The 24,735-nt window shown below is 42.5% G+C and carries 23 protein-coding genes and 1 other RNA gene; 3 read left to right on the top strand and 21 right to left on the bottom strand.

Annotation, left to right across the window (positions count from 1 at the left end; all coding sequences use genetic code 11):
* Positions 1–20: 20 nt before the first annotated feature.
* A complete protein-coding gene (locus G596_RS0106180) occupies positions 21–1,001 on the bottom strand; it encodes a glycoside hydrolase family 43 protein (RefSeq protein WP_022760968.1) in 981 nt (326 codons plus the stop codon).
* Between the two features lie 311 nt (positions 1,002–1,312).
* Here G596_RS0106180 and G596_RS0106175 point away from each other — a divergent pair, with 311 nt between their 5' ends.
* Complete coding sequence (locus G596_RS0106175) at positions 1,313–2,185, top strand: helix-turn-helix domain-containing protein (RefSeq protein ID WP_022760967.1); 873 nt, start codon at positions 1,313–1,315, stop codon at positions 2,183–2,185.
* A gap of 26 nt (positions 2,186–2,211) precedes the next feature.
* Here the strand turns inward: G596_RS0106175 and ffs are convergent.
* The 16 genes from ffs to G596_RS0106100 all read right to left on the bottom strand — a co-directional run bounded on the left by ffs (position 2,212) and on the right by G596_RS0106100 (position 17,132).
* Positions 2,212–2,311: signal recognition particle sRNA small type (gene ffs, locus G596_RS24335), an RNA gene on the bottom strand.
* Between the two features lie 91 nt (positions 2,312–2,402).
* Positions 2,403–3,158 carry a response regulator transcription factor gene (locus tag G596_RS0106170; protein WP_022760966.1) on the bottom strand — a complete coding sequence of 252 codons (756 nt, stop codon included), beginning with the start codon at positions 3,156–3,158 and terminating at the stop codon, positions 2,403–2,405.
* 129 nt (positions 3,159–3,287) lie between these two features.
* A complete protein-coding gene (locus G596_RS23600) occupies positions 3,288–5,057 on the bottom strand; it encodes a sensor histidine kinase (protein WP_022760965.1) in 1,770 nt (589 codons plus the stop codon).
* Between the two features lie 93 nt (positions 5,058–5,150).
* Positions 5,151–5,663 carry a hypothetical protein gene (locus tag G596_RS0106160; protein ID WP_022760964.1) on the bottom strand — a complete coding sequence of 171 codons (513 nt, stop codon included), beginning with the start codon at positions 5,661–5,663 and terminating at the stop codon, positions 5,151–5,153.
* 24 nt (positions 5,664–5,687) lie between these two features.
* The gene (locus G596_RS24700) at positions 5,688–5,825 is read right to left on the bottom strand and encodes a hypothetical protein (protein WP_022760963.1); all 138 of its coding nucleotides are present in this window, start codon (positions 5,823–5,825) and stop codon (positions 5,688–5,690) included.
* A gap of 37 nt (positions 5,826–5,862) precedes the next feature.
* Complete coding sequence (locus G596_RS0106150) at positions 5,863–6,258, bottom strand: hypothetical protein (protein ID WP_155829172.1); 396 nt, start codon at positions 6,256–6,258, stop codon at positions 5,863–5,865.
* 53 nt (positions 6,259–6,311) lie between these two features.
* Positions 6,312–6,542: a hypothetical protein gene (locus tag G596_RS0106145; protein WP_022760961.1), complete on the bottom strand. Its 231-nt coding sequence runs from the start codon at positions 6,540–6,542 to the stop codon at positions 6,312–6,314.
* 286 nt (positions 6,543–6,828) lie between these two features.
* Positions 6,829–7,677, bottom strand: a complete 849-nt coding sequence (locus G596_RS0106140) for a carbohydrate ABC transporter permease (RefSeq protein WP_022760960.1) — start codon at positions 7,675–7,677, stop codon at positions 6,829–6,831.
* 1 nt (position 7,678) lies between these two features.
* Positions 7,679–8,566: a carbohydrate ABC transporter permease gene (locus G596_RS0106135; RefSeq protein ID WP_022760959.1), complete on the bottom strand. Its 888-nt coding sequence runs from the start codon at positions 8,564–8,566 to the stop codon at positions 7,679–7,681.
* 158 nt (positions 8,567–8,724) lie between these two features.
* Positions 8,725–10,137 carry an ABC transporter substrate-binding protein gene (locus G596_RS0106130; RefSeq protein WP_022760958.1) on the bottom strand — a complete coding sequence of 471 codons (1,413 nt, stop codon included), beginning with the start codon at positions 10,135–10,137 and terminating at the stop codon, positions 8,725–8,727.
* A 137-nt stretch (positions 10,138–10,274) separates the two neighbouring features.
* Positions 10,275–10,820, bottom strand: coding sequence for a hypothetical protein (locus G596_RS0106125; RefSeq protein WP_022760957.1), 546 nt, complete (start codon positions 10,818–10,820; stop codon positions 10,275–10,277).
* A gap of 219 nt (positions 10,821–11,039) precedes the next feature.
* Positions 11,040–12,029, bottom strand: a complete 990-nt coding sequence (locus G596_RS0106120; protein ID WP_022760956.1) for a radical SAM protein — start codon at positions 12,027–12,029, stop codon at positions 11,040–11,042.
* A complete protein-coding gene (gene tadA, locus G596_RS0106115) occupies positions 12,019–12,573 on the bottom strand; it encodes a tRNA adenosine(34) deaminase TadA (RefSeq protein WP_022760955.1) in 555 nt (184 codons plus the stop codon). Before tadA ends, G596_RS0106120 begins: the two co-directional genes overlap by 11 nt.
* 89 nt (positions 12,574–12,662) lie before the next feature.
* On the bottom strand, positions 12,663–13,754 hold the full coding sequence (locus G596_RS0106110) for a PucR family transcriptional regulator (protein ID WP_022760954.1): 1,092 nt from the start codon (positions 13,752–13,754) through the stop codon (positions 12,663–12,665).
* 120 nt (positions 13,755–13,874) lie between these two features.
* Positions 13,875–15,503, bottom strand: a complete 1,629-nt coding sequence (locus G596_RS0106105) for an alpha-L-arabinofuranosidase C-terminal domain-containing protein (RefSeq protein WP_242829168.1) — start codon at positions 15,501–15,503, stop codon at positions 13,875–13,877.
* Between the two features lie 18 nt (positions 15,504–15,521).
* Positions 15,522–17,132 (bottom strand): ABC transporter substrate-binding protein, encoded by a 1,611-nt coding sequence (locus G596_RS0106100; protein ID WP_022760952.1) that lies wholly within the window; start codon positions 17,130–17,132, stop codon positions 15,522–15,524.
* 104 nt (positions 17,133–17,236) lie between these two features.
* Between G596_RS0106100 and G596_RS0106095 the strand changes: the two genes are divergently transcribed.
* Positions 17,237–19,087 carry a sensor histidine kinase gene (locus G596_RS0106095; RefSeq protein WP_022760951.1) on the top strand — a complete coding sequence of 617 codons (1,851 nt, stop codon included), beginning with the start codon at positions 17,237–17,239 and terminating at the stop codon, positions 19,085–19,087.
* The gene (locus G596_RS0106090) at positions 19,065–19,799 is read left to right on the top strand and encodes a response regulator transcription factor (RefSeq protein ID WP_022760950.1); all 735 of its coding nucleotides are present in this window, start codon (positions 19,065–19,067) and stop codon (positions 19,797–19,799) included. The genes G596_RS0106095 and G596_RS0106090 overlap by 23 nt, the downstream gene beginning before the upstream one ends.
* A 15-nt stretch (positions 19,800–19,814) precedes the next feature.
* On the opposite strand, the gene G596_RS0106085 is transcribed toward G596_RS0106090, so the two are convergent.
* The 4 genes from G596_RS0106085 to G596_RS0106070 all read right to left on the bottom strand — a co-directional run bounded on the left by G596_RS0106085 (position 19,815) and on the right by G596_RS0106070 (position 24,640).
* On the bottom strand, positions 19,815–20,702 hold the full coding sequence (locus tag G596_RS0106085) for a carbohydrate ABC transporter permease (protein ID WP_022760949.1): 888 nt from the start codon (positions 20,700–20,702) through the stop codon (positions 19,815–19,817).
* An 18-nt stretch (positions 20,703–20,720) separates the two neighbouring features.
* Positions 20,721–21,638 (bottom strand): ABC transporter permease, encoded by a 918-nt coding sequence (locus G596_RS0106080; RefSeq protein WP_022760948.1) that lies wholly within the window; start codon positions 21,636–21,638, stop codon positions 20,721–20,723.
* A 93-nt stretch (positions 21,639–21,731) separates the two neighbouring features.
* Positions 21,732–23,201: an ABC transporter substrate-binding protein gene (locus tag G596_RS0106075; RefSeq protein WP_022760947.1), complete on the bottom strand. Its 1,470-nt coding sequence runs from the start codon at positions 23,199–23,201 to the stop codon at positions 21,732–21,734.
* A gap of 329 nt (positions 23,202–23,530) precedes the next feature.
* Positions 23,531–24,640, bottom strand: a complete 1,110-nt coding sequence (locus G596_RS0106070) for an ABC transporter ATP-binding protein (RefSeq protein ID WP_022760946.1) — start codon at positions 24,638–24,640, stop codon at positions 23,531–23,533.
* Positions 24,641–24,735 lie beyond the last annotated feature (95 nt).

The following is a 24,735-nucleotide window of genomic DNA, read 5'->3' as shown; positions in this document are numbered from 1 at the left end:
ATCCGGTTATTCAAGGATAATTATTTTTTATGATCATAGGGATGGATTGTCTCTATAGTTCCATCCTCTGCGATGTTAAGCTTTGTATACTTAACACATCTTCTGTGGTTGATTCCGCCTGACAATTCACAGTCATGATAGAACAGGTACCACTCACCCTCAATCTCAAGAATTGAATGGTGGGTTGTCCAACCGATTACAGGCTCCATGATGCGTCCCTTGTAGATGAAGGGGCCGTATGGGTTATCACTCTCAGCATAGCAGAGATAATGTGTGGTTCCGGTTGAATATGAGAAATAGTACTTTCCGTTGTACTTGTAGGTCCAGGGATCCTCGAAATATCTGCGATCCTCGTCACCTGCAAGAAGGGGCTTTCCGTTTTCATCCAGAATCTGAATATCTCTGGGTGTTTCTGCAAAGGACTTCATATCCTCGCTCATAAGTGCCATCTTCGGGAAAACCGCATTCTCATTCTTCTCCGGCTCTGTGCCGTTAGGATCGAATTTTCCTGTTCTGTATTTCTCAAGCTGTCCGCCCCAGAGGCCGCCAAAGTAAACATATACTTTTCCGTCGTCGTCCTTGAAGGAACAGGGATCTATACTGAAGCTTCCCTCAATGCAATTGTCCTCAGGCTTGAAAGGTCCTTCGGGCTTATCGCTCTCTGCGATACCGAGTCTGAAGTTTCCTTCCTTATCTCTTGCCGGAAATACAAGATAATACTTGCCGTTTGTATAAACCGCATCCGGTGCCCACATCTGATCGCTAACCCAGGGTACATCGTGCATGCTGAGTGCCACGCCATGATCTGTAACATCTCCGCCGAGCTTATCCATGGAAAGGATGTGGTAATCCTGCATCTGATACTCATCACCGTTATCGTTATCCTCACCGTCATGCGGAATATCATGTGACGGATATACATAGATTTTTCCGTCGAAAACATGTGCTGACGGGTCTGCTGTGAAAATATGTGTAACTAAAGGCTCTCTTTCTTTGCTCATTATAAACTCCTCTCTATTACCAGTGGATTAAGATTATCACAGGCGCCTTGCTCATTTCTTTGCAATAGTTGTTAATTGGTGTCAAAAAATTGCCTTAATTATTTTCGCTTTTTTGCTCATATCATTAATTATCACCTATTTTCACATGGCAAAATTGTGCAAAAGCCATAATCTTAGCGCTTTTGTCCGCAATAATTAATCGGTTAAAAGCAATTTTTGATAGTTAAAAGAGCACCTTTTTGTAATAAAATAAACTCTGTAATTTACAGATATTGCTAATTGCATATTTGAGAACCTTAGAGGAAACGAATATGATTGAAACTTTAAACGGACTTGTTGAGACAGTCAATTTTAAACAGAGTACTTCCATAAAATTATATGACAATGATAAATATGAAGATTATCCGCCGCACTGGCATGCTGCGATTGAGCTCATTATGCCCACTCGCAATTTGTACTTCCTGAACTGTGCAGGCGAAGATGTTGTTCTAAGAGAGGGCGATATCGCCATTATCTGCCCGGGATGCATCCACTCCATAAAAGCTCCCGAAGTTGGTCAGCGCATCATTTTTCAGCCCGATACCAATGAGCTCAGATTCATGCATGACGTTGAATCACTTATCAACATCATGTCTCCTTATATTGTCGTAACTCCCGAGGATTATCCTCAGATCCACGACAGGGCAAAGACTCTCCTTTTGGAGATCAACCAGATCTATGAAAAGAATGCCTCTTTTTCAGAGGTTGATATCTATTGTAAGCTTCTGGAATTCATGTCTCTTATAGGAAAAAATTACGTCAGCAAAAAGCGCACCGACGATTCTGCGGAATACGCCAAGGGCGACGAATACTTTGAGAAATTTATCGAGATCTGCGACTATCTTCAGGAGCACTGCTCTGAGGACCTTACTCTCGATGATGTTGCCGACAGAAGCGGCTTTAGCAAGTTTTATTTCTCAAGAAGATTCAAGCAGTTTACAAACGTTTCCTTCTATAAATATGTGAACCAGAAGAGAATTGCAAAAGCTGAAACATATCTTACAGATCCCAGGAACTCTGTAACGGATGTAGCCTTAAACTGCGGCTTCCCGTCGCTGTCCTCTTTTATAAGAATGTTCAAGATAATAAAGGGATGCACACCAACAGAATTCAGAAATATGTACTGGTGTGGGAATAAAGCGTAACGGTCCTGTAATGGACACACGCAGGGCGAAACCAGGCTACCTTACAACACATGAGAGATTCCGCTTAGTGCTGCTTCGTTCCCGACCTGACACGGTTCGCAGGCTCTCATTGCATAAGACCCGATCCCGCACGAGCGTGCACCCGTTACAAGACCGTCATTTGTTAATAATAAGCAGATGATGATAAGTTGTCAACCATTATCCACCACGAGGCACATTATTGTGCCTTTTCTACTATATAATCAGAATAACTCATTCCAACATATTTCTTAAAACATCTCCCAAAGTAATTGGGATCCGGAATCCCGACCTCTGCTGCCGTCTGGTACATTTTGTACCCCTGCTCAGCATACTTTATGGCCTTCTTCATTCGAAGATCTGTTAAGTACTTCGCAAAGTTCTTGCCGGTATCCTGCTTGAACTTGCGGGAAAGATAGCTTGAGGAAAAGCCAAAATTCTGCGCAACAAACGCAAGGTTAAGGGTGGAATCCGTGATGTGGTCCTTAACATATTGCTTGATCAGTTCGGTGGAATTAGCCTCTGTAATTGCAGGTTCTTCCTCGCTGTCCGCAAAGTCTGAGGTGCCGGCTCCTCCCATCGCATCAAGTTTCTCCTTTGCGCGCTCAAGAACCTTTGTAACCTCCGCACGCACCATGGGTTTAAGCATATAGTCAAAAACCGGAAGACTTACGCATTTTCTTGCATACTCAAATTTATCTATGGCCGTCATGATGATGATGATCAGGTTCGGATAGCGCTTAGTTGCGGTCTCCGTGAATTCTATTCCGTCCATGAACGGCATGGATATATCAACAAAGGCGATGTCCGGTTTTATCTCATCAATAGTGTTTATTGCCTCTATGCCGCTGGCGGCTTCGCCGACAACTTCCATGTCGAGACTTTTATAATCTATAGCTGCACGCATCAATTTGCGTGCGGATTCCTCATCGTCTATGATCATTACTCTGTACATAATACCTCCCCGTATCCCCTCATCCGTCAGCTTCGCTGACACCTGTCTTCGCTCCGCTTCGGTCCGCGCTAAACCAACGTCCCCCGGACGTTGAGCGCCTCCCGAGGGGAAGGCTTTTACAATTTATACTCAAGCCCCTGGATGCATCATATCAGGAATAATAAACTCAACCTCCGTGAATTCCCCTATTTCACTGCTTATCCTGACTACATCCTCTCTGCCTGTGTAATACCTTATCCTCTCTATTGTACCCCATAATCCAAAACTACTCGAGTTTTGTTCGTAGGTATTGCTCCTCGAGGTCACGATTTTCTCTATAAGCTCAGCATCCATGCCTACTCCGGTGTCTCTAACTATCAGATGGAGCTCTCCGTCCTCGAGATGTGCAGATATTTTTATTGTGCCCTTTTCACCTTTAAGTCGTATGCCGTGATAGATGCAGTTCTCCACCATCGGCTGCAGGATAAGCTTAGGCACAACAAAATCCAGCGTGTCCTCACTAATGTCGTATTCATCATCAAGAATATCTCCATACCGCAGCTTCTGAAGTGATAGATAATCCTTAACAATGCAGATCTCGCGGGAAAGCGGAATCTCTCTGTCGCCCTTACTAAGGAAATTCCTGTAAAAGCTTCCGAGTGTCTCCAGAGCATCATGCACCTTGTCAGCTCCGGCATCAAGCGCCATGAATCCTATGGTCTCAATTGAATTATATAAAAAGTGCGGCTTAATCTGCTCCTGTAAAACACGCATTTCCGCCTTTTGAAGAGTCTTTTCCTTCTCCACCAGCTCATCAAACAGCTCGTTTACGTGGTCGATCATACTGTTATAATCACCCTCAAGCATGTTTAATTCACTGTAAGGAACCTCAACATCTATTTTTTTCAGTTCTCCGGAGCGCTTATTTCTCTCCATCGCTCCCGATAGCTCAAATATCGGATCTGTTATGTTCTGTCTTATGAATATTGCAACAAAAACTGCCATAAGAGTGAAAACAACCAGAAGAAACAACAGGATATACAGCATTCTGAAGGGTATTCCCGCTGTGCCGTAGGGTGAAACCCTAAGGATTACTATCGGAAGGTCATTCACTCTGCATCCTGAAAGAAGGACATCTTTTCCGCCCAGCCTGATATTTCTGTGTCTGATCTTTTCACTAAGAAATTCATCTCCAAAGTAGCTCTCATACTCGCGGTTCCCGGCGAGAAAGGTCCCGTCGGTTCCCATGATGCAGATATTGTTGTATCCAAGCCTCGTCAGCATATTTTCAAATACGTTTGTGGAGATGTTCATCATAAGGAGTCCCGTGCGCTTCTGGGTATCAATGTCATTAATGGCTCTTCCTATAGAAACCATGGGCCTTCCGTCCGCCTTCTCGGCAATACCATAGCTGTTTAGGGACACTACTGCCCTACCGTTGCCCTCATATATTTCCCTGCGCCAGTCCTCGCTGTTCATCAGATCCGTGTTGTAATTATAGGTGAATCTGTTGGTTGCAACGATGATCAAATCTTCTCTTATGACCATTACGCTATCCACACCCTCTGTGGAATTCAAAATGTCCATTATACCGTATCTGGCATCATTTATCATTCCCATACTCACAGCTGATACTTCCGCGCGCAAAAAATCGATCACGCGGCTCTCTATCATTATGAGCCTCGAGAGCGATGTGTATTTTTCAATATCTGATGAAATATTACTGGAAAGAGTTTTTAAGACGTTATCAGAATCTCTGACTCCATAGTCGCGGCGCTCTCTCTCGGTAATGATGGTCATTGAAATAATAAATGCTGCAATTGCAACCAAAACCACCTCAAAGATGAGCTTTTTAAGGCTCAGTGAAAGAGATACTCCGCTCCTATTCTTTTTAATTAATCCCCAATTGCCGAACTTCATGTAAACCCCTAAAAAACCAAAATGTGCTTACACTATTATAGTATATTCAGAATTGATTTCAAAACTTTAACAAGGTGTAAATTAGTTATTTGCTTACAACTTTGAGATTTCATCAAGGATCTCTTCCCGATCTCTGAATCTATAGTAATCTTCTTCATCCTTAATGCTGAACGCACCGATTGGAATTCTTGCAAGATCTTCAATTAACTGCATTGAGTCAGGCGCAAATCCTGCCTTCTTAATGACGTTTCTAAAAGGAATCTCCAGCTCGGGTTCAAGACGCAAAGCCTTGAAAAGTTCCTGAATATTTTTTGTATCCATTCCTTCATCTCCAACAAAGTGATATGCTGTCGATTTTCCTCCTTCAAGAACCTCTATTGCAAAGAGCATGTCATCAAAATAGCTAATACTGATAACCGGCGTATCCAGCCTCTCTGACAGTCGCACTGCTTCTTCTCTTACATCTTCAAATTCAGTTTCAAGATTATCCTCGAAAATTGTATCCCAGTCAGGAGTCAAATGCTCTATGCAATAGTCTTCCTCAAGCTCATATTGATTCTTATGTCCGGGGTTGTAAACCTGAATATTACGAAATGATGTCCCCATTTTTCCTCCTTACCCATTTTGCTTTTATTCAGCAGTTTTAATTCTCTTTATTGTTGATCCCTTCAGGTAGAACGCATCACCCTTACTGGGTGACTTCTTTACTCTTGCAACCATCAGCGGGGGAATGCTGATGAAATTGATATCTCCGATTTCCTCAAACATCAGTACATTTCCGCTGTCACTGATACCATACCTATGTTTATGCCATTTTATTTTTTACAAATAAGATAATGAATCCTCCCGCTATACAAACAGCCAGAAGAACCAGGTAAATTGCATCCATTATTCCCGCAAAAAATAAACCCATTTCAGGACCGACACTTACATATGGATCATTCACATATCCGGACACATAAATTGCAGTGGACAAAGCTATGCCTACCAGATTCGTCCATATGATCGTAATTACATACTTGTTGTAGGGAAAATATCCCTTGGATTTCACCAAATCGTAGATAATGAATCCCAGTGTAACAAAAAATGGAGTTATCAGCTGCGGAAAATCAAGAATTGAAAAATATGGTATAATCCACGCCGCCAATATCAGCAAATGGAATTCCCGCACCCTTGCATAGTTCATGTAATCAATATACATTTCCCTTACCTTATTAATTCCTTCTATTTTTTTCTTTCTTTTTCGACAAAGTGTCAAAAATGATTTGCCATATCATTCAAAGCCTCATCCCGTTTCCATTGTTCAACTTTTATATTGATGGCATTTATATATCCTGTCATTTTTTTATTAACAAGATTTATCACCTTTTCTTTTTCATAGGTGACATTCACTGCCTTTGCTGTTATTCCTCTGCCGTAAACAATTATCAGCATTATGGTTATAACCATCAGGAGTTTTGTTGCACCCAAGCAAACTCTTTTCATCAGATTCTCCACTGTCCTCGATCCCCTACATACACGCAACAAGGGATGTAATGCATATAAATGCATCACATCCCTTGATTTTTAAATAATTTAATTGTTAAAGACTCCCCAAACAAAACTGTAAGACACTTCTTGCGCTCCCCTGATTTATCGTTCCCCCTCGATATATCAAACAAAAAGCGTCTTTACAATAGCATGATTTTGCTAAAAATACAACAATATCATCCCAAATTGTTAATAATCTTAATAAATTCTTAATAATTCAGAAAGTATTGTCAAAAGGCCATCAACCCTTGACCGCACCTGCGATGAAGCTTGCCTGAATCTTTTTACTAAGGAACAGATAAGCTATAAGTGTCGGGAAGGTCGCGATAACAAGCGCAGCACCAATGGGTCCCCACTCCGTTGTATGCTGTCCTGACAGGGCCTTGATACCTACTGGCAGAGTTCTATGCACTGAGTCTGAGATGAATACGTTAGCAAACATGAACTCGTTCCAGCACTGAAGGTATGAATAAACGCCAACTGTTGAAACCGCGGGCTTCATAAGCGGCAGGATTATTCTGAAAAATGTTCCGAAAAGTCCGCATCCGTCGATTCTTGCTGCCTCATCAAGCGCAAAAGGTATCTCGGACATGAATCCGGTGCTGATCAGAATTGCCATTGAAAGCGAAAAAGCTGCATACGGAATAATAAGTGTTGAATACTTATTGAGCCAGTGAAGCTTTGAAAGCACTACATAAACCGGAACGATTGATGCCTGGATCGGTATTGTGAGTCCAAGCATAAAAAATGCGTTCATCAGCTTACTGCCCTTCCATCTGATTCTTGTGATAGCGTAAGTAGCCATCATCGCAGCCATAATAGATATGGCAATGGCAATAGTTGTAACAAGCAAACTGTTAAAGAAATAAAGGCCCATGTTTCCCGTGCCCATGGCAGTTGTAAAGTTTGACCACAGCCATTTTTTCGGGAGACCTATCACGTTTGCACCAAAGATTTCATCGTTGGATTTCAGGGCAAATGTGAACATGAAATATATAGGAAATAGGTTAATAATCGCCCAGATTACTAATATTATCTCCGTAAAAACCTTAAATACAGGATTTGTTTCCTTAAGTGTATAGCTTTCCATATTAATCTTCCTTTTCCCTAAATGCTGCACTTATCAGCAGAGCAAATGCAAAGCACAGTATTATCAGCATGACAGAAATAGTACTTCCCATTCCATATCTGTTTCGAAGGAACAGCATGTTTTCCAAAAGGGTACTGGGTACCTCTGTGGACTGGAACGGACCACCTTCAGTAAGGATTCTTACAAGGTCATAGGTTTTCAGTGAACCTGTTACCGCGAAGATAACGCTTACTCTGATGATGGGCTTGATGATCGGAATAACCACGTATCTGTCTACCTGCCACTTTGTTGCACCATCGAGCATTGCTGCCTCTCTGAGGTCCATGTCAACGCCCTTAACTCCTGCATACATGAGCAGCATGTGATAGCCGACGTACTGCCATACCGTAGGAACGATGATACTTCCAAGAGCAGTACTTACTTCACCTACCCATACGTGTTTCCAGTCTCCTCTGCCTATTGCTTCAAGGAATCTGTTCAAAAGACCATAATCGGGATTATATATTTTCAGCCAGAGCTGACCGATAACTACTGTTGAAATTAGAACCGGCATAAAGAATATTGATAAGTATACTCTCTCCTTAAGGCTCTCTCTTCTACCAAGAAGGAGTGCCAGCAAAAGCGCAAAAGGTAACTGCACAAAAACTGAGAAAAATGCCAGTATCAACGAATTTTTCAGTGATGTCACAAACTTGATCGACCCGTTTGTGAACAACTCGACATAGTTGTCAAAACCGATGAATGTGCCTGCGGAAAAACCGTTCCAGTCATACAAACTTCTGTACACAGATACTGCGATCGGTGCAATAAGTATGCTTACAAAAAGGAGCAGTCCCGGAAGCAGAAATACGAAAATTGCTAATCCTTTTTTTAAACCTTGTTTATTCATACACAAACCTTCCCAGCCGAATTTCTTCTGTATCCGGCTCTACTGGCATAACCTTAGTAAGGCAAAATGCCTTTGCATTAAAAAGTCCTTCCTGCTTCCAATTTTATTCAGAAGTCAGGAAGGACAAAGTAAAGTCTAATCCGACTTATTATTTGTTATTACTGGATGTCCTTAGCAAGCCCTTCGATGAACTGCTTACCATCAAGAAGGCAACCATAAACCTGATCTACATATGAAAGATATGTGTTAGCAGAATCAGCGCTCATAGCTGTGTCGCCGAAGAGTACCATTGTATCAGCGTTAGCAACGATGCCTGCAACTGTCTGTGTAAGCTCGTTTACAGAACTTGTGTCGCCATAAGGTGTCCATGCAGGAAGTCCGCATCCATCAAGGTAACCATAGTGGCAGATAAGCTTACCAAGCTCGAATGCATACTCAGCAGCCTTGTCAGCGTTAGGTGAAGATGCTGCTACAGCAAGTGTATCTGAAGGTCCACCGATGAGCTGTCCAAGCTTAGCCTTGTCAGCATTGATTACAGGGAACTCACTAACCTTAACCTTATCCTTGAACTCTTCGTTAGCAGCGAAGTCAGCACAGTTCCATGTTCCGTTCATGTAGAATGCATACTTGCCAGCCATGAAGTTGTTCTTAACTTCGTCGTTTGTAAGACCGATTCCTGAAGGATCGAAGTAACCGTTGTTTACAAGACCCTGGAATGTATCAACAGCATCAGCAACGTCCTGGTTGTTCCATGTTGCCTTGCCTGCGAAGATCTCGTTAAGTGTATCAGCGCCTGCGCTCTTCTCGATTACAGACTCAAGATACTCTGTTACGCACCATGTCTCTTTTCCTGCACATCCGAAAGGAATGATTCCTTTATCCTTAAGGGCGTCGCAGCAAGCGATGAACTCATCATAAGTTCCGGGAATCTCATCATATCCAGCTTCCTTAAGAAGATCCATGTTTGCAAAGAGACCAACGATGTTCATTGTAAGCGGTACACCGTAGTGCTTTCCGTCGTATGTGGAGTTACCCATCATAACTTCAGGAAGCTCACTCTTGTAGTTCTCATAAGCATCATCAAGGCAGTAAACCTTGCCTGCATCTACGAAATCACCAAGGAATGCACATGACCATGTGAAGAAGATATCAGGCATCTCGTCTGCAGCAACTGCAGCCTTGATCTTTGTCTTGTAGGACTGGTTCTCAAATGCTTCCCATGTGAAGTTTACATTGGGATATTTCTCTGCCATGTCGGCAATTGCAGCTTCATAAGAATGACGGTTTGAATCACTCTCTGTTGCAATACACCACATTGAAAGATCAATAGCCTCACCATCATCAGCTGCTACTTCTTCTGTAGCCTCTTCTGTGCTCTCAGCCTCTGTAGCCTCCTCTGCTGTGTCAGCAGCTTCAGTGGTCTCTTCGGTGCTTTCAGCTTCTGTTGCAGCCGGAGCTTCCTCTTTAGCTGTGTTGTCTGCTGCCGGTGCTGAATTTCCCCCACCGCATCCAACGAGTGATAAAGTCATAACACCCGTAAGCAGCAATGATGCAATACGCTTCATTTTCATAACATACCTCTCCTTTTCTTTTTGGGCATTTCTGCCATTAATACGTTATATCTTAAGCACGTGGTGCTTTAGATCTACATTATTGCCTTCTCCTAGGGGAGAAGGTGTCAGCGAAGCTGACGGATGAGGGGTTATACTCAATTTTGCTGAGTCTTGATCATCGGCCAGGGATAGTCGATTACAAGCTCATCATCATTCAGTGTGTAGTAAAGATATGCATCCTCTATCGGATCACTGTACATAAGCTTTATGCATGAATCCTTCTCATCTACAGTGTAGTGTCCAAAGAAAATGCCCTCTTCACTGAATTCCCCATCTTTCGTGAAGACATATGACCAGCCGTTGTCCTGTGTCCAGGTTCCTACCAGTCCGTCGTGCTCTTCTTCACTGCTAAGCTTATATGTTGACTTCTCATAGAGAGTCATTGTATCGCCATTCATTTCATAGCGAAGCTTTGTCTCATTTTTATCTTTATCGGTAAGGGTGATATACTCATCATCCTTGGTATATGTATACTTCTCACCCTTGAAGACTGCCTTGCCATTGTCATAGAGCGCAATAGCTTCTTCCGTGGGCTCATGTGTATATGCCCAGCTCTCAGTCTTCTTGCCGCATCCTGCCGATACTGTCATCATGACGATGAGCATTGTCAGGATCGATGTTGTTTTTAATACTTTTTTCATACTTCTCATTTTGTTGCCTTTATTTATCTATACAGATGTTTCATTTCTAAAATAAATATAAACAATGCTTTGTATAGATTGAATGTAAATCTTTTACCTCATTAAGCACTTTTTTTACTTTTTGTACACAAATCGTTCATACTTCACTAATAATTTGTGCAAATGTTTGTTACATGTGTCTGAAAAAGTGATGGAAGCCATCAGGAAGGTGTTTACTTTTTATAGTCCCTCGAAATCAAAGGCCGGGATGAAGCTCTCGGAATCCGTGCCCTCTCCCTGGAAAAAGCCATTCTCTATGCCAAGATCGATAGCGTAATCTATGAGTTCTTCATATTCTGAAGCATTAACGCCTGTGAGTAGTTCCGGATAAGCAGATAAATCCCCATAGGGGGTAAATTGATTCATTATGCTCAAATATACCTTGTCACCAAAACGAGAAAGAAGCTCTTTGATAACTTTCTTAGAATCAGACAACTGCCCGGGAAGCATCAGATGGCGCACAATAACACCACTTTTCATAAGCGGACCGCTGTAATCATCATCAGATAATTCTTCAATTATTCTGTTATATTCAATAGCGCCAAACATGTCTGTTAACTGTCTATCATCTTCGGCAGCCTTTTTCTCCCACATAAACAAAGGCTCGTGGACCTGCCTCAGCATCTCCTCTATAGCATCCATGGCAATTCCAAAATATCCGGGGGCATTACTGTATCTCATCGACAGTTTCTCGGAATAATACTTGCAATCAGGCAGATAAATATCAACAAGCCCCTCCAATGCCTTAAGTGTATCGACATTTTCATAAGCACTTGTGTTATAGACAACCGGAATGTGAAGCCCCTGCCGCTTTGCAGCCTCAAGAGCAGGTATGATCAGCGGTACAAAGTGAGTAGGCGTAACAAGATTGATGTTAGAAGCCTTCTCTTCCTGCAGCCTAATAAAGATTTCCACAAGTCTTTCCGCAGAAATCTCTTTTTTCACCTCACCTGATGCAATCTCATGATTCTGACAAAAGACACATCGCATATTGCAACCCGAAAAGAACACGGTTCCCGAACCGTGTTCTCCTGATATGCAGGGTTCCTCCCATGCATGAAGATAAGCTCTGGCTGCTGTCAAAACAGCTCCCTGTCCGCAGTAACCAAGCTCTCCGGATATTCTGTTAACGCCGCAGCCTCTGGGACAGATTCTACAATTATCCAGCAAAATTTTCTCCTTCCGCCTCGGCCAGCTTTCTGGCTTCTTTCTCAGCCTTATTCCGCTTCCTTAGCTCCGTGAAAAATTCCTTTAAAATATCACTGCAGTCCTTTTCAAGAACTCCCTTGGTAATATCCACCTGATGGTTAAACTCCGGATTCTCAAGAATATTAATAACCGTTCCTGCGCTTCCGGCCTTGGGACTTGAAGCTCCCATCACTACGCGGGGAATTCTTGACTGAACGATAGCACCGGCGCACATCTGGCAGGGCTCAAGTGTCACATACATGGTGCACTCCTCAAGCCTCCAGTCGCCCATCTTCTTACATGCCTTTTTCACTGCGGTAATCTCAGCATGGCAAAGCACGGATTTATCGGTATTTCTACGATTATACCCTCGTCCGATAATCTTTCCCTCATATACTATGACACAGCCTATCGGCACCTCGCCGAGTTCAATAGCCCTGCGGGCCTGCTTCAGTGCAGCTCTCATATATTTCTCATCAAGTTTTTCCTGTTCCGTTCTTACACTTAATTCCGGACGTTTAGCCATTCTAATTACAACTCCTTTATGCCTCAATTTAGCAGCCTAACAAACTAAAAGCACATAGCTTTTCACCATGTGCTTTATTTTTGTATCAATCAAAATCTTCCGGAATCCACATACTTCATATAGTTCAGCACCATCAGCGCAATCTTGAAGGTAAGCGCCTCATCAAAGGTTCTGATATCAAGTCCTGTAGCCTTCTCCAGCTTCTCAATTCTGTAAACAAGCGTATTTCTGTGCACAAACAGCTGTCTGGAGGTCTCAGATACATTCAGGTTATTCTCAAAGAACTTGTTGATTGTGTTAAGAGTTTCCTCATCAAGATTCTCGGGAATCTCGCGGTCTCCGAATATCTCATCTATGAAAACCTTGCACAGGTTTACGGGAAGCTGATAAATCAGTCTTCCGATGCCGAGCATGTTGTACGCAATTACTCGCTTTTCTGCGTAGAAAATCTTGCCGACATCGAGTGCCATCTTCGCTTCCTTATAGGATTTACTCAGATCCTTGATCTCGCCGACTATTGTGCCGTAGGATACACGAACATCAAGCATTGCCTCTGTGTTCATCATATCTACAATTGTTGTGGCAACACCGGCTATTTCCTCATAGGTTTCACCTGACTTAAGCGCCTTTATCAGAATAACACTGGTCTCGTCCACAGCTGTCACATAGTCTCCGCTTCCGCTGGTGTACATGCTTCCGAGCAGCTCAGCCGCGCCGCTGTCACGTCCTGCCTTTGTCTCAACAATGATTATTACTCTCGGCACATTGACATCGATTCTAAGTTTCTTTGCGCGGTTATAGATATCGATAAGAAGCAGATTATCAAGAAGCAGATTCTGGAAAAAGTTGTTCCTGTCATATTTTTCCTTATAAGCAACTATCAGATTCTGCAGCTGGCTTACACAGATTTTTCCGACCATATATGCATCTTCGCCCTGCCCCTTGGCAAGTAGAATATATGAAAGATCTCCCTCATCCATAATCTTCAAAAGATGCATTCCGCCAATAACCTGAGAATCAACCTGTGATGCGGCAAAGTCCGAAATGAATGATCCCTCAAACTTCGGAGCTTCTGCAGTTGCAGCCACAACCTTTCCTTTCAAATCCATAACACTGAGCTGAACCCTCGTAATAGCAGAAAGTTCATCAATACTGTTTTGTATAATCTGCGCAGTAATCATTTATGCCTCCACCACTTTTCTTGTAGTACAGTTTTGCACATTTTGCCGTCCAAAAATCTAATCTACAATCATTTTACTTTTCAAAATAGCGGAGTTCAAGTGGTTTTATGGCTAGTTTCACTATACTTCTTTCACAAAACGGAACACATTCCAAGAGAGTGGCTTAAGCTCTGCTTTTACTGTCATCTCATTGCAGACAGTGTCTTTAGCCTCTGTGGGCGCGAGGTTTTTATCTGCCTCTTCATCCGGTGTTCTGTTTTCAGTGAACATCTCCGTATGACCTTCAAAGCGCATGCCTGTGAGTCCTGTTATATCCAGTGTAAAGTCTGCGCTATCTTCCCAGTCACGATTTATTACAAAAACTGTAAGTTCACCGGTCTCGTTATCATAAGCTGCAGCGCTGTCAATAAAGTCTACCTGATCCTGTTCATGGTATTTGTGCGTATCATCAAGCGCAAAGCTTTCCAAATCATATTTCTCACATTCGACAGCAGTTTGCAGAGAAATTCCATGACCATATTTCATGAGATCTGCATACGGATAATAAGCCGGGATCGTGAAGACATGATCATGATCACATCCTGCCGCAACACCAAGGCCTGAAGTCATACAACCAATCTTTACACGATCTGCATGGCGAAGCATTTCCATGATAACGCCTGCATTTCCAAGCGCCATAAGCATCGGATCCATAGGCGGGAACGACCTCGAAGGCATATTGTCCGGATCGTGACGGACATACTCGCGCTCCGGATCAAAAGCGTAATGTGTGCCGGGTTCTACGTAGCGCTCTCTTCCGAAATGAAGTTCCTTTTTAGGCAGAGGCATTACTCCGTACTCATCCAGGGACAGCTTCATAACCTTAGGGGAGTGCATGAGCGCCTGAACATAATCACACAGACCAATCTCTGTACGGATATAATCTTCGTAATAACGTGAAGCGGCCATAAACTGCGCATAATTACCAATTTCCGCAGATTGATAATGATGCATGGAAATATAATCGACCGAGTTATAGCATTCCTTTAGGACTTGTAAATCCCAATCGGGAAAATGCGAAAGGTCCGGAGAGCTCGAGACACAGACTGCCGTTTCGATACTTCCATCAACCCATTTCATTGCCTTTGAGGTTTCATTTGCGAGAATTCCATACCCTCTGGGATCCTTCTCCCAGGAAGCAACCTGCCATGGTCCGTCCATTTCGTTTCCAAGGTACCATACTTTAACTCCGTATGGTTTCTCGTGACCATTCTTTTTGCGAAGCTCTGACCAATAAGTGCCGTCATCATGGTTGGTATATTCAACGTTGTAGATAGCGTCATTTATGCCACCTGTGCCAAGGTTTATTGTATACATTGGCTCCAGGCCTACCTTTTCAGCCCACTGCAGATACTCGTCGTGTCCGACATCATTCGGATAATATTGATGCCATGCCAGGTCCAGATGCTCCTTCCTGTTTTCCTTTGGACCAATAGAATCCTTCCAGTCCCAGCCGGATACAAAATTGCCTCCCGGAAGGCGGACCGCAGGTACATCTGTCTTTTTCAATGCCTCGATCCAGTCTTTACGAAATCCCTGCTCATCTGCAGTCGGATGCTTGGGGTTGTACATGTTTCCGTACACAATCGATCCGATGGGTTCCATGAATGCACCATAGATACGTTTTGATATATTTCCTATCCTAAAATTCGGATTAATAGAAACTTTTGCCTTTTTAGCCATTTTCTTTTCCTTTCTATTCTCAATCATTAATTCCGTGATGACATTTCAATGATTTTTGTCATTTTCAGCCAGCCACAAATCAAACTGTCTTTGCTTCTCTGCAATATATTCATCTAAACCGGCTTGTTTTAATTTTTCGTTAAATTCCGCCGTTCCTGAAACAGGATCCAGAAAGCCGTACAGAAGCTGATTTGAATACTCATCGTATATGTTTTGTAATGCCGCATATTCTGCGGTATATTGACTATTGTCAAAAGTAAATCCCAGGGCGATAGAGGTCTCTGCGTTCGCATTAAATTCCATTATCTTTGAACCCAAATCCTGAGAATCACCGGCCCAGTAAGGGCATATATACTGGTTGGGCATCTCCCAGTTCATAGTGTGATACCACTCTGCGTTTTGTATATTCACGCCCTCCGGAAAGTCAATGCTCCCATCCGGTTTTGTGACGTAATCTATACCCTCTTCCCCCCATACCAGCAGGGTAGATAGCTGTGGATCCGTGTATAGCTCGTTCATAAGCTGCACTGCAGCAATAGGATCCGGAGAAGCCTGATTAAGGCATGTAATTACGGATGTGATACCTGTAGACTTGATTATGTTCTGGCCTAAGCGAAACACAATCATTTCCCTTCCGCATTCGCCGGATATCTGGGACTTGTAACCCGGTTTTGACGGAGCGAGCATCGACATATAGTCTCCGGACTTAATCCTTGCGGAGCTGGAACTTTTATCGCTCAAAGCATCCGGAGAGATAAAGCCCATCTGATTCCATCTGTGCATACGCTGGACCATATCCATCCACTCATCGCTCTCCATCAGGTTTGTGACTTTCCTGTCCTTTGTTGGATCCAAAAGAACACCGAACCAGTCATTGCCAATATTATCCACAATAGAACCCTGAGCAAAATGGTTGCCTGATACTGCAAAAACATACTTATCCGGAAATTCCTTGTGAAGCTTTTCATAAATTTTTTCTATCTCATCCCAGGTTGACTGAACTTCCTGGTTTTCGTCTTCCTCATATTCATAATCGATTGCATCAAGATATTCCTTGCCTATCACAATAGCAGCTGTAGTGATGGCATAATCTTTTACCGGAGGGATACCATACAGATGACCTGCATATTTACAGGCTTCCTGGTATTTTTCAGGGATAAGCTCCTCTATTCCCGGTCCATAATTTTTAAGTAAATCGTCCTTATTAAGGTCATAGCAAAATCCATTATTTACGCAGAGTGTATACCCGATGACATTTCCGCCGAACCAGTCAATTTGTTCATCATTGTTTGTCAGTTTCAGATGAACATCCTGACCGTATGAAGAAAAATCCATCGCCAAAAGCTCTATCTCCAGACATAGCTTCTTACGCAGGATTTTATTCATTGCTTCCTGTATTCTCTCTATACCAATGGGGCTACCGGTCCAGGTATATATAGCATAAGTGACCTTTTGATACTCTCCTGTCTTCTCATACTCAGCTCTGCGATCTTCTATTGCCTTGCTGTATGCGGGAGACATGTTACTTTCAGTTGTTTCGGCAGATTCAGAAGCTGTAACTTCTTCTGCCCCGGTCTTGCTCCTGCCACATGCCATGAGAGTGACCGTAATTAGTATAATCAGAAAAAAAGCTGCCCACCTCATTGTTCTTTTCATTCCAGAAACTTCTCCTTATCATGAAGCATTGTGCAGAATATATAATTATCTTGATATTTTTTTAGATAACCAGTATTATTTTAACAATAAAAGAAGGTGTGGATATGTACAATATGGAGGAGATTTGTCACTATTTTCATAATATTTTGCCGGCATCAAAGAAAAAGCACTCTCTGCTGCACCGGTTCGATATATTGTTTTTAATGTCCATGCTTATCTTTACCACCCTTCTCGCAGCAGTTACAATGGTTATCTTTTTTAACCTGCGAGAATTCTCATATCGTTCTGTTCAAGATTCTCTTCGCTTTTACGATAACAGACTCGATGTAGAACTTAGTCAGAATATCATGTTCCTCATCGACAACTGCTCATCTGATCCGGATATTATAAGGCTTCGTACTACCATGGATAGCAATGAGGAAGTAGGCTGCATGGCACGTATCCAGAACCGATTATCTACTCAGATTACACCGCACTCCGTAATCAGGGGCTTTTACCTGTATTATCCCGATAAAGATGTATTTCTTCCGGTCTATAATACTGCCAATACAGGCACCAGTTCGGGCTATCCGTTCCCTTCTTTTATCAGATCACTTTTACAGGCGCACCTGAAAGACGACGGATCCGGCGCTTATCTTCCTCAAAACTGGTATTTTATTGAAGACCAGAACTGCCTTATCAGGACATTTAGAGTAGGCGGAATATACGGTGGCGCATGGATTGACCTAAACAACCTTCCAGGATTTGAAGAGTTTTTCGGAAATGATGCCATCCTACTGATTACAGACAGCTCCGGACAAGTGCTGTTTTCCGGTAATACCTTTGCAGCAGATGGCAATGCGAATGATTCCGGGAAAGAACCAAATCTCCCTGTTGAGAAATCTCTCTCCGGTCCTGTTACTGTAAGTATCCCGGGCATCGGAAAAAGGATCATTATCTCCTTTAGACAAAGCTTTTCAGATTACTGCTTTACCGTGCTGCTTCCTCAAAAACAGTTTTTACAGGCTTTCCGATCTCTTTATTATCTTTTGGCACTTATTATCCTATGGGCTGTTTGCTTTTTTATATCCTATAACCGCATGGGACGGATGATCATTGAGATTCCGACCAAATCTCTTATGGCAGTAACCAGGAACATCCGATCCGGAAATCTGGACACCAGAATCACTCCTTCAAATAACTATGAAGAGACAGTCCAAATTACAGATGCCTTTAATAAACTAATATCCGAGATAGGTAATCTAAGGATCAGTGTCTATGAAGAACAGCTCCAGGCTCGCGAGTTTGAATTGAAATCTCTGAAAAACCAGGTTGCTCCTCATTTCCTGATCAACTGTCTGAACACTGTGTTTATGTCAGCACAGGATCAGTCAAATCTGGAAGTGACAAATCAGATAATCTCCACACTATCCTCTCATCTGCGGTATACGCTTTCTGACAGGAATATTGTTCCGCTGTCTGAGGAACTTGAATATCTCGAAAATTACATACTGCTGACTCAGTACAGATTTCCCGAGACGTTGCACTATGAAAAGGAAATTGACCCTGATCTGCTGAATACAGAGGTGTTCCCGATGATTCTCCTCACTCTTACCGAGAATTCCATTAAGACGGGACTTATTATGGGCGAGCCTTTTCTTATCCGAGTCAAGGCGACAAAAAAGATTGAAAATGACGAAACCTTTGTGTACCTTGAGCATACCGATTCCGGAAGCGGTCTGTCCGAAGAAAAACTTGAAAAGTACAACCATATCCTGGAACATCCTGAAGTTACGGAGAAGGGAACCGGCATAGGACTCTATAATACCGCTATGCGCCTTAGACTCATTCTTGGATCCGAGGCAATGCTTAGCTTTGCAAACGCGGAAGGCATGGGTTTATGTGTTACAATACGCTTCCCTTACAAAAAATACTCGGAAAAGGAGAGTTTTCATGAATCTTCTGATAATAGATGACGAATACTATATTGTTCAAGGTCTTGTAGGTATGATAAATAAAGAAGAACTTGGATTTGACCATATCTTCACAGCCTATAGTGCGCAGCAAGGGATGACTATCCTAAAAAAAGAACAGGTTGATCTGATGCTGCTGGATATCGAGATGCCCAAGGAAACCGGGCTTGAACTACTTGAACAACTTAATGTTGAAGGACTTCAGCCAACAACAATTATATTATCCGGACATCAGCGTTTTGACTATGCCCAGGAAGCCATGCATTATCACTGCTTCAATTATCTGCTTAAACCCATTGGAAAACAGAACCTGAACCAGGAGCTATCCCGCGCCATGGCATTTTTGCGCCCGAAACAGGTAAATCCTGAAAGCGAAGCAGGTAACGGCATCAAAATCAACGACAACAGTTTTGTCCACACAGTACGAAGATATATCCGCGACCATCTGTCGGACGCAGATTTAAACCGTGTCAAGATTGCTGATGCCATACACCTAAATCCAGATTATCTGTCATTTTGTTTTCATAAGGAATTTGAAACAACGCTTACAGCTTATATCAATTCAAAACGAATGGATCAAGCCAAATACCTACTAAAAAACACGACTATGAGCATTTCGGATATCGCAGAACAGGTTGGAATCCCCAATACCTCATATTTTTACAGACAATTCAAGAAAACAACGGGTCAAACTCCCCAACAATACCGCAAATAGCAGGTATTTTCCAGCTTACCCTTTTACTGCTCCGATTGTGATACCTTTTACGAAGTATCTCTGCAGGAAAGGATATATGATCATAATGGGAAGGATACCCATAACCGTCAATGCCATTCTTACAGAAGTTGAAGGCAGATCAGCCATGTTAACATTTCCACTACCGTTCTGAGCCTGCTGCCTGAGCTGATCTAGATTACGCTGAATCTTCATAAGCAGTACCTGAATACTGTAGAGTTTGTCATCATTGATATAATACAGACCATTCATCCAGTCATTCCAGTATGCAAGTCCAACCAGGAGCCCGATTGTAGCGGTTATCGGCAGCGCCATAGGGAATACCACCTTGAAAAGGATTCCGAATTCACCTGCTCCGTCAACTCTTGCTGCATCAATAACTTCATCAGGAATATTGGTGGTGAAGTATGTACGCATCATAATGACGTTAAAAGGGCTCATAAGTAAGCCCGGAACAAGCAGCGCAATAACTGTATTTCGAATATGGAATGTCTGTGTCCACATCAAATATGCAGGAACCAGTCCTCCTGAGAAGAGCATTGTAAAGAATAGATAGAATGCAAAAATTTGTCTTCCGGGAAGCTCTTTTCTTGAAAGCGGATAAGCATATAGCAAAGTAACAAACAGGTTGGATAGAGTTCCTACAACTGTAACTGATATTGAAATCACATAACCACGTGCCACAGATCCGGATTGAACAAACAGATATTTATAAGCATATGTACTAAATTTTTCCGGAAAAAAACTATATCCGTTTGCTAACAAAGTTTGTTCATCTGTGAGTGATGACATGAGCATAAGAAAGAAAGGCGCAAGTGCACAGATAGCCAGAATGATCATCAGCGCATTTGCCAAGGTCTGAAATACTCTGTCTTTTTGTACCATGTTTCTACAATCCTCCTATTAAAACAGCGAACTTTCGTTGTCTATTCTTCTGACTATAGCGTTAGCCGTTACTACCAGAACAAATCCAACAACGGACTGATAAAGGCCTGCTGCTGAGGACATTCCTACATTGTTATTCTGGATAAGTCCGCGGTATACGTAGGTATCAATTGTCTGCGTTACATTGATAAGCGGACCGGAGTTGAGCGGAACCTTATAGAAAAGACCGAAATCAGAACGGAAAATTCCGCCAAGAGCCATAAGTGTCAGTATGATAATTGTAGATTTCAAACCGGGCAATGTAACATGAACAATTTTCTGCCAACGATTAGCTCCATCCACAACAGCAGCTTCATAAAGTGTGCCGTCAATACCGCAGATGGTAGCATAATAGAGGATCATATTATATCCAAGGCCCTTCCAGATATTGATAAGAACCAGAATAACGGGCCAATATTTTGCAGTGTTATACCAGTCAATGGGCTCTTTTCCAAGCAGTTTGACTAGTGAGTTGTTGATGAAGCCATCACTGGTGCTCAGGAAAGCGTAAGCAAGATAACTTACTATGACCATTGAAATCAGGAAAGGAATCAGAATAATCGTCTGATATGCCTGCTTCGCTGTTTTGTTGCGGATCTCATTAAGAATGATCGCTGTTGCTACAGCCAGAATAGTTCCAAGTACAATAAATACGACATTATAAAGTACTGTGTTTCTGATCATTATCCATGCGTCTTTGGTTCTGGTGAGGAATTCGAAATTTTTAAATCCGCACCAGGGACTTCCATATACACCTTGCGCAGCATTATACTGCCTGAAGGCTATCTGTATTCCAAACATCGGAATATATGAATTTATAAAAAGATATACTACCCCGGGTATGAACATTAAATACATCGGCCAGAAGCGTTTTAATGTTTTCTTTGTCTTTTTCAACCTAACCCCATCCTCCTTCAAGTAATATTATCATGCAGGTGCCAAAATGATATTTGACACCTGCATTTTTTGTGTTAATTATTATTGGCAGAATTATTTGCTTGCAAGAAATGCATCAAGCTGTTTCTGCTTCTCGGCGATGATCTCATCGATGCCGGCTGCCTTAAGTTCGTCAATATACTTAGGGAGGTTTTCTTCAGGATCGATAGCGCCCCAAAGAAGAGCGGTCCTGTAAGAAGATACAACGTTGTTACAAGCTGTTACCTGGTTCATAACAGGTGAGCTGTCCCAAATGAATCCCATAGCAGGGCTAGGCTCTCCACTGTTGTTAAACTCGTTAAGCTTTGTCCAAAGATCGGGATCCTCAGCGCCTTCCCAAACTGGTGTAATCTGCTGATTAGGCCATGCCCAATCCATTGAAGAATAACCGGAAGCGTTCGGATCAACACCTTCAGGAGATGTGATCATCTTCTTGGTGTCATCAGTGTATACCCAGTGCTTACCTTCGATACCGTTGATGAACAGGTTGGAAATTTCAGGATCTGTATACATAAGGTTCCAAAGCTTCATAGCTTCTTCAGGATGCTTTGAGCTGTAAGGAATCATCCATGAGTTACCATTAGGAATTGCTGTATGCTTGATAGGTCCATGAATCTTCATGAAGTAAACTTCTTTGCCGTTGCCCTTGTAAACCTCAAGTTCCTTGCCGGGCTTCCAGTTCTCATACATTGCAAATCCATTGTTTGAAAGAAGAGCGTTCTCTGTAGTTGTTGTAGCATCAGGCATGATCAAACCTTCCTGATTCCACTGCCACATCATCTTGCAGAAATCCTGGAAGCTCTTTGTCTCTGCTTCGTCAACAACTGTTGTGCTGTCTTCGCGGCAATCCTCAAGGATACCAAGAGAGTCTCCAAGCGGATCAGCGGGAATAGTTGTCTGCATACCACCCTGTGCCCATGTGGGAACAAGAGCATCCATCTCAGGATGAGCTTCGTGAACCTTTACAAGGATTTCGTGCATATCATCATAAGTGCCGTACTCAGGAACTGTGATACCAAGTTCGTCACAGATGTCCTTACGCATAGCAAATCCGGCTGCACGTGATGTATCTTTCTGGTTCGGAAGTGCATAGAGCACACCATCCTTTTTGCAGGCTTCAAGGTCATATTCGTTAATTACTCCCTTTGCTCCCTGTCCATATTTCTCTAAAAGATCATCAAGGGGATATGCCCAATTATTATTAACTACAGTGTTAAACTGACCACTTATGTTGTTGTAGCACATAAGATCAATAGCTTCACCGGAGGTCAGAGCAAGGTTGATCTGTTCAGCATCCTGTCCACGAACAAGCTCGATCTCACAACCGATTTTCTCACGTGTGATCTTGTTAACGGCTTCAGCAACTTCGTTGCAGTCTTCAGTATCAGCATTACCATTTCCCCAAACTACGAGCTTGACATACTCGCCTGATCCGGAACCGTCCCCACTGGCCTGATCAGAATTTGTTCCGCCACCACCGGAAGTTCCTGCGCCACTTCCGCCACAAGCGGTAAGGCTAAGCACCAACGTTAGAGCAGATAGTAAAGCTACCAGTCTCTTTTTTTCATTTTGTTACATCCTCCTACTTAATATTTTTTGTTACGGTTTTGAATCGGCATAATGTACAAATAACGTTCCCCTTTTGCCGTTTCTTTGTATTTATTTATACAATAAATGGTGAATGTATAGTATGCACTTTTGTTCGTTTTTATTGTACATTTCTTATAGTAAATATTTATCTTCTAATTTTCGTTTATTCTATAAAGGTGTATACAAATAAAAAGAACTGAGCTATTACGCAAGCGTAATGCTCAGTTCTTTATTATTTGTGCATATACTGTTTATCACATAAATTAGTTTGTGATAACCTTCTCTGTCTCTTTGTCAAATACGTGAATCTTCTCAACGTCGAATGCGAACTTAACCTTGTCGCCGGGACGAGCTGTTGTACGAGAATCAACTCGTGCTGTTACAGGGAAGCCTGCAAGATCGAAGTACAGATAAACTTCTGCACCAAGAAGCTCGTATACGTTGATTGTAGACTCGAATACAGCCTTAGATGTGCTAACAACCATCTCGGAATCATCAACGTCCTCAGGACGGATACCGAATGTAACTGTCTTTCCAGCGTAGCCGCCATCGATAACCTTCTTAGCCTTAGCCGGAGGAAGCTCGATAGACTGACCAGCGATCTTAAGGCTAGCCTTGTCGCCTGAAACCTCAACCTCTGCATCAAGGAAGTTCATCTGAGGTGATCCCATGAATCCAGCAACGAAAAGGTTTGTAGGCTTGTCATAAAGGTTCTGAGGTGTATCAACCTGCTGAACAACACCGTCCTTCATAACTACGATTCTGGTACCAAGTGTCATAGCCTCGGTCTGATCGTGTGTAACGTAGATGATTGTGGTACCAAGTCTCTGGTGAAGCTTAGCGATCTCAGTTCTCATCTGAACACGGAGCTTAGCATCAAGGTTTGAAAGAGGCTCATCCATAAGGAATACCTTAGGATTACGAACGATAGCACGACCCATAGCAACACGCTGTCTCTGACCACCGGAAAGAGCCTTCGGCTTACGATCAAGAAGGTTTGTAAGATCAAGGATCTTAGCTGCATCCTTAACCATCTTGTCGATCTCAGCCTTCGGAACCTTACGAAGCTTAAGGCCGAATGCCATGTTATCATATACTGTCATATGAGGATAAAGAGCGTAGTTCTGGAATACCATTGCGATATCTCTGTCCTTAGGCTCTACATCGTTAACTACGCGATCACCGATCTTAAGTGTACCTGAAGAAATATCTTCAAGACCTGCGATCATACGAAGAGTTGTTGACTTACCACATCCTGAAGGTCCAACGAAGATGATGAATTCCTTGTCCTGGATATCAAGGTTGAAATTCTTAACAGCTTCGAACCCGTTAGGATAAACTTTGCATACATTTTCAAGTGTTAAACTTGCCATTTTCCTTTTCCTCCTCTGTGCAAATAAAAAGAGCGTCTCGCTCCTAACAAAAACAAGTATAGCCAAAGCGTTTTGCTTTGGCTATGCAACTATTA

Origin of the sequence: Butyrivibrio sp. AD3002 (genome assembly GCF_000420905.1) — a bacterium.
GTDB lineage: Bacteria > Bacillota > Clostridia > Lachnospirales > Lachnospiraceae > Butyrivibrio.
Note: the sequence above shows the minus strand (reverse complement) of the source record. Positions and strands in the feature narration are given on the sequence as shown.

What these genes read in the sequence shown, in the direction of transcription:
- G596_RS0106180 (WP_022760968.1), bottom strand. Translation starts at nt 1,001, where the DNA reads ATGAGCAAAGAAAGAGAGCCTTTAGTTACACATATTTTCACAGCAGAC.
- G596_RS0106175 (WP_022760967.1), top strand. Translation starts at nt 1,313, where the DNA reads ATGATTGAAACTTTAAACGGACTTGTTGAGACAGTCAATTTTAAACAG.
- G596_RS0106170 (WP_022760966.1), bottom strand. Translation starts at nt 3,158, where the DNA reads ATGTACAGAGTAATGATCATAGACGATGAGGAATCCGCACGCAAATTG.
- G596_RS23600 (WP_022760965.1), bottom strand. Translation starts at nt 5,057, where the DNA reads ATGAAGTTCGGCAATTGGGGATTAATTAAAAAGAATAGGAGCGGAGTA.
- G596_RS0106160 (WP_022760964.1), bottom strand. Translation starts at nt 5,663, where the DNA reads ATGGGGACATCATTTCGTAATATTCAGGTTTACAACCCCGGACATAAG.
- G596_RS24700 (WP_022760963.1), bottom strand. Translation starts at nt 5,825, where the DNA reads ATGTTTGAGGAAATCGGAGATATCAATTTCATCAGCATTCCCCCGCTG.
- G596_RS0106150 (WP_155829172.1), bottom strand. Translation starts at nt 6,258, where the DNA reads ATGTATATTGATTACATGAACTATGCAAGGGTGCGGGAATTCCATTTG.
- G596_RS0106145 (WP_022760961.1), bottom strand. Translation starts at nt 6,542, where the DNA reads ATGAAAAGAGTTTGCTTGGGTGCAACAAAACTCCTGATGGTTATAACC.
- G596_RS0106140 (WP_022760960.1), bottom strand. Translation starts at nt 7,677, where the DNA reads ATGGAAAGCTATACACTTAAGGAAACAAATCCTGTATTTAAGGTTTTT.
- G596_RS0106135 (WP_022760959.1), bottom strand. Translation starts at nt 8,566, where the DNA reads ATGAATAAACAAGGTTTAAAAAAAGGATTAGCAATTTTCGTATTTCTG.
- G596_RS0106130 (WP_022760958.1), bottom strand. Translation starts at nt 10,137, where the DNA reads ATGAAAATGAAGCGTATTGCATCATTGCTGCTTACGGGTGTTATGACT.
- G596_RS0106125 (WP_022760957.1), bottom strand. Translation starts at nt 10,820, where the DNA reads ATGAAAAAAGTATTAAAAACAACATCGATCCTGACAATGCTCATCGTC.
- tadA (WP_022760955.1), bottom strand. Translation starts at nt 12,573, where the DNA reads ATGGCTAAACGTCCGGAATTAAGTGTAAGAACGGAACAGGAAAAACTT.
- G596_RS0106110 (WP_022760954.1), bottom strand. Translation starts at nt 13,754, where the DNA reads ATGATTACTGCGCAGATTATACAAAACAGTATTGATGAACTTTCTGCT.
- G596_RS0106105 (WP_242829168.1), bottom strand. Translation starts at nt 15,503, where the DNA reads ATGATTGAGAATAGAAAGGAAAAGAAAATGGCTAAAAAGGCAAAAGTT.
- G596_RS0106100 (WP_022760952.1), bottom strand. Translation starts at nt 17,132, where the DNA reads ATGAAAAGAACAATGAGGTGGGCAGCTTTTTTTCTGATTATACTAATT.
- G596_RS0106095 (WP_022760951.1), top strand. Translation starts at nt 17,237, where the DNA reads ATGTACAATATGGAGGAGATTTGTCACTATTTTCATAATATTTTGCCG.
- G596_RS0106090 (WP_022760950.1), top strand. Translation starts at nt 19,065, where the DNA reads ATGAATCTTCTGATAATAGATGACGAATACTATATTGTTCAAGGTCTT.
- G596_RS0106085 (WP_022760949.1), bottom strand. Translation starts at nt 20,702, where the DNA reads ATGGTACAAAAAGACAGAGTATTTCAGACCTTGGCAAATGCGCTGATG.
- G596_RS0106070 (WP_022760946.1), bottom strand. Translation starts at nt 24,640, where the DNA reads ATGGCAAGTTTAACACTTGAAAATGTATGCAAAGTTTATCCTAACGGG.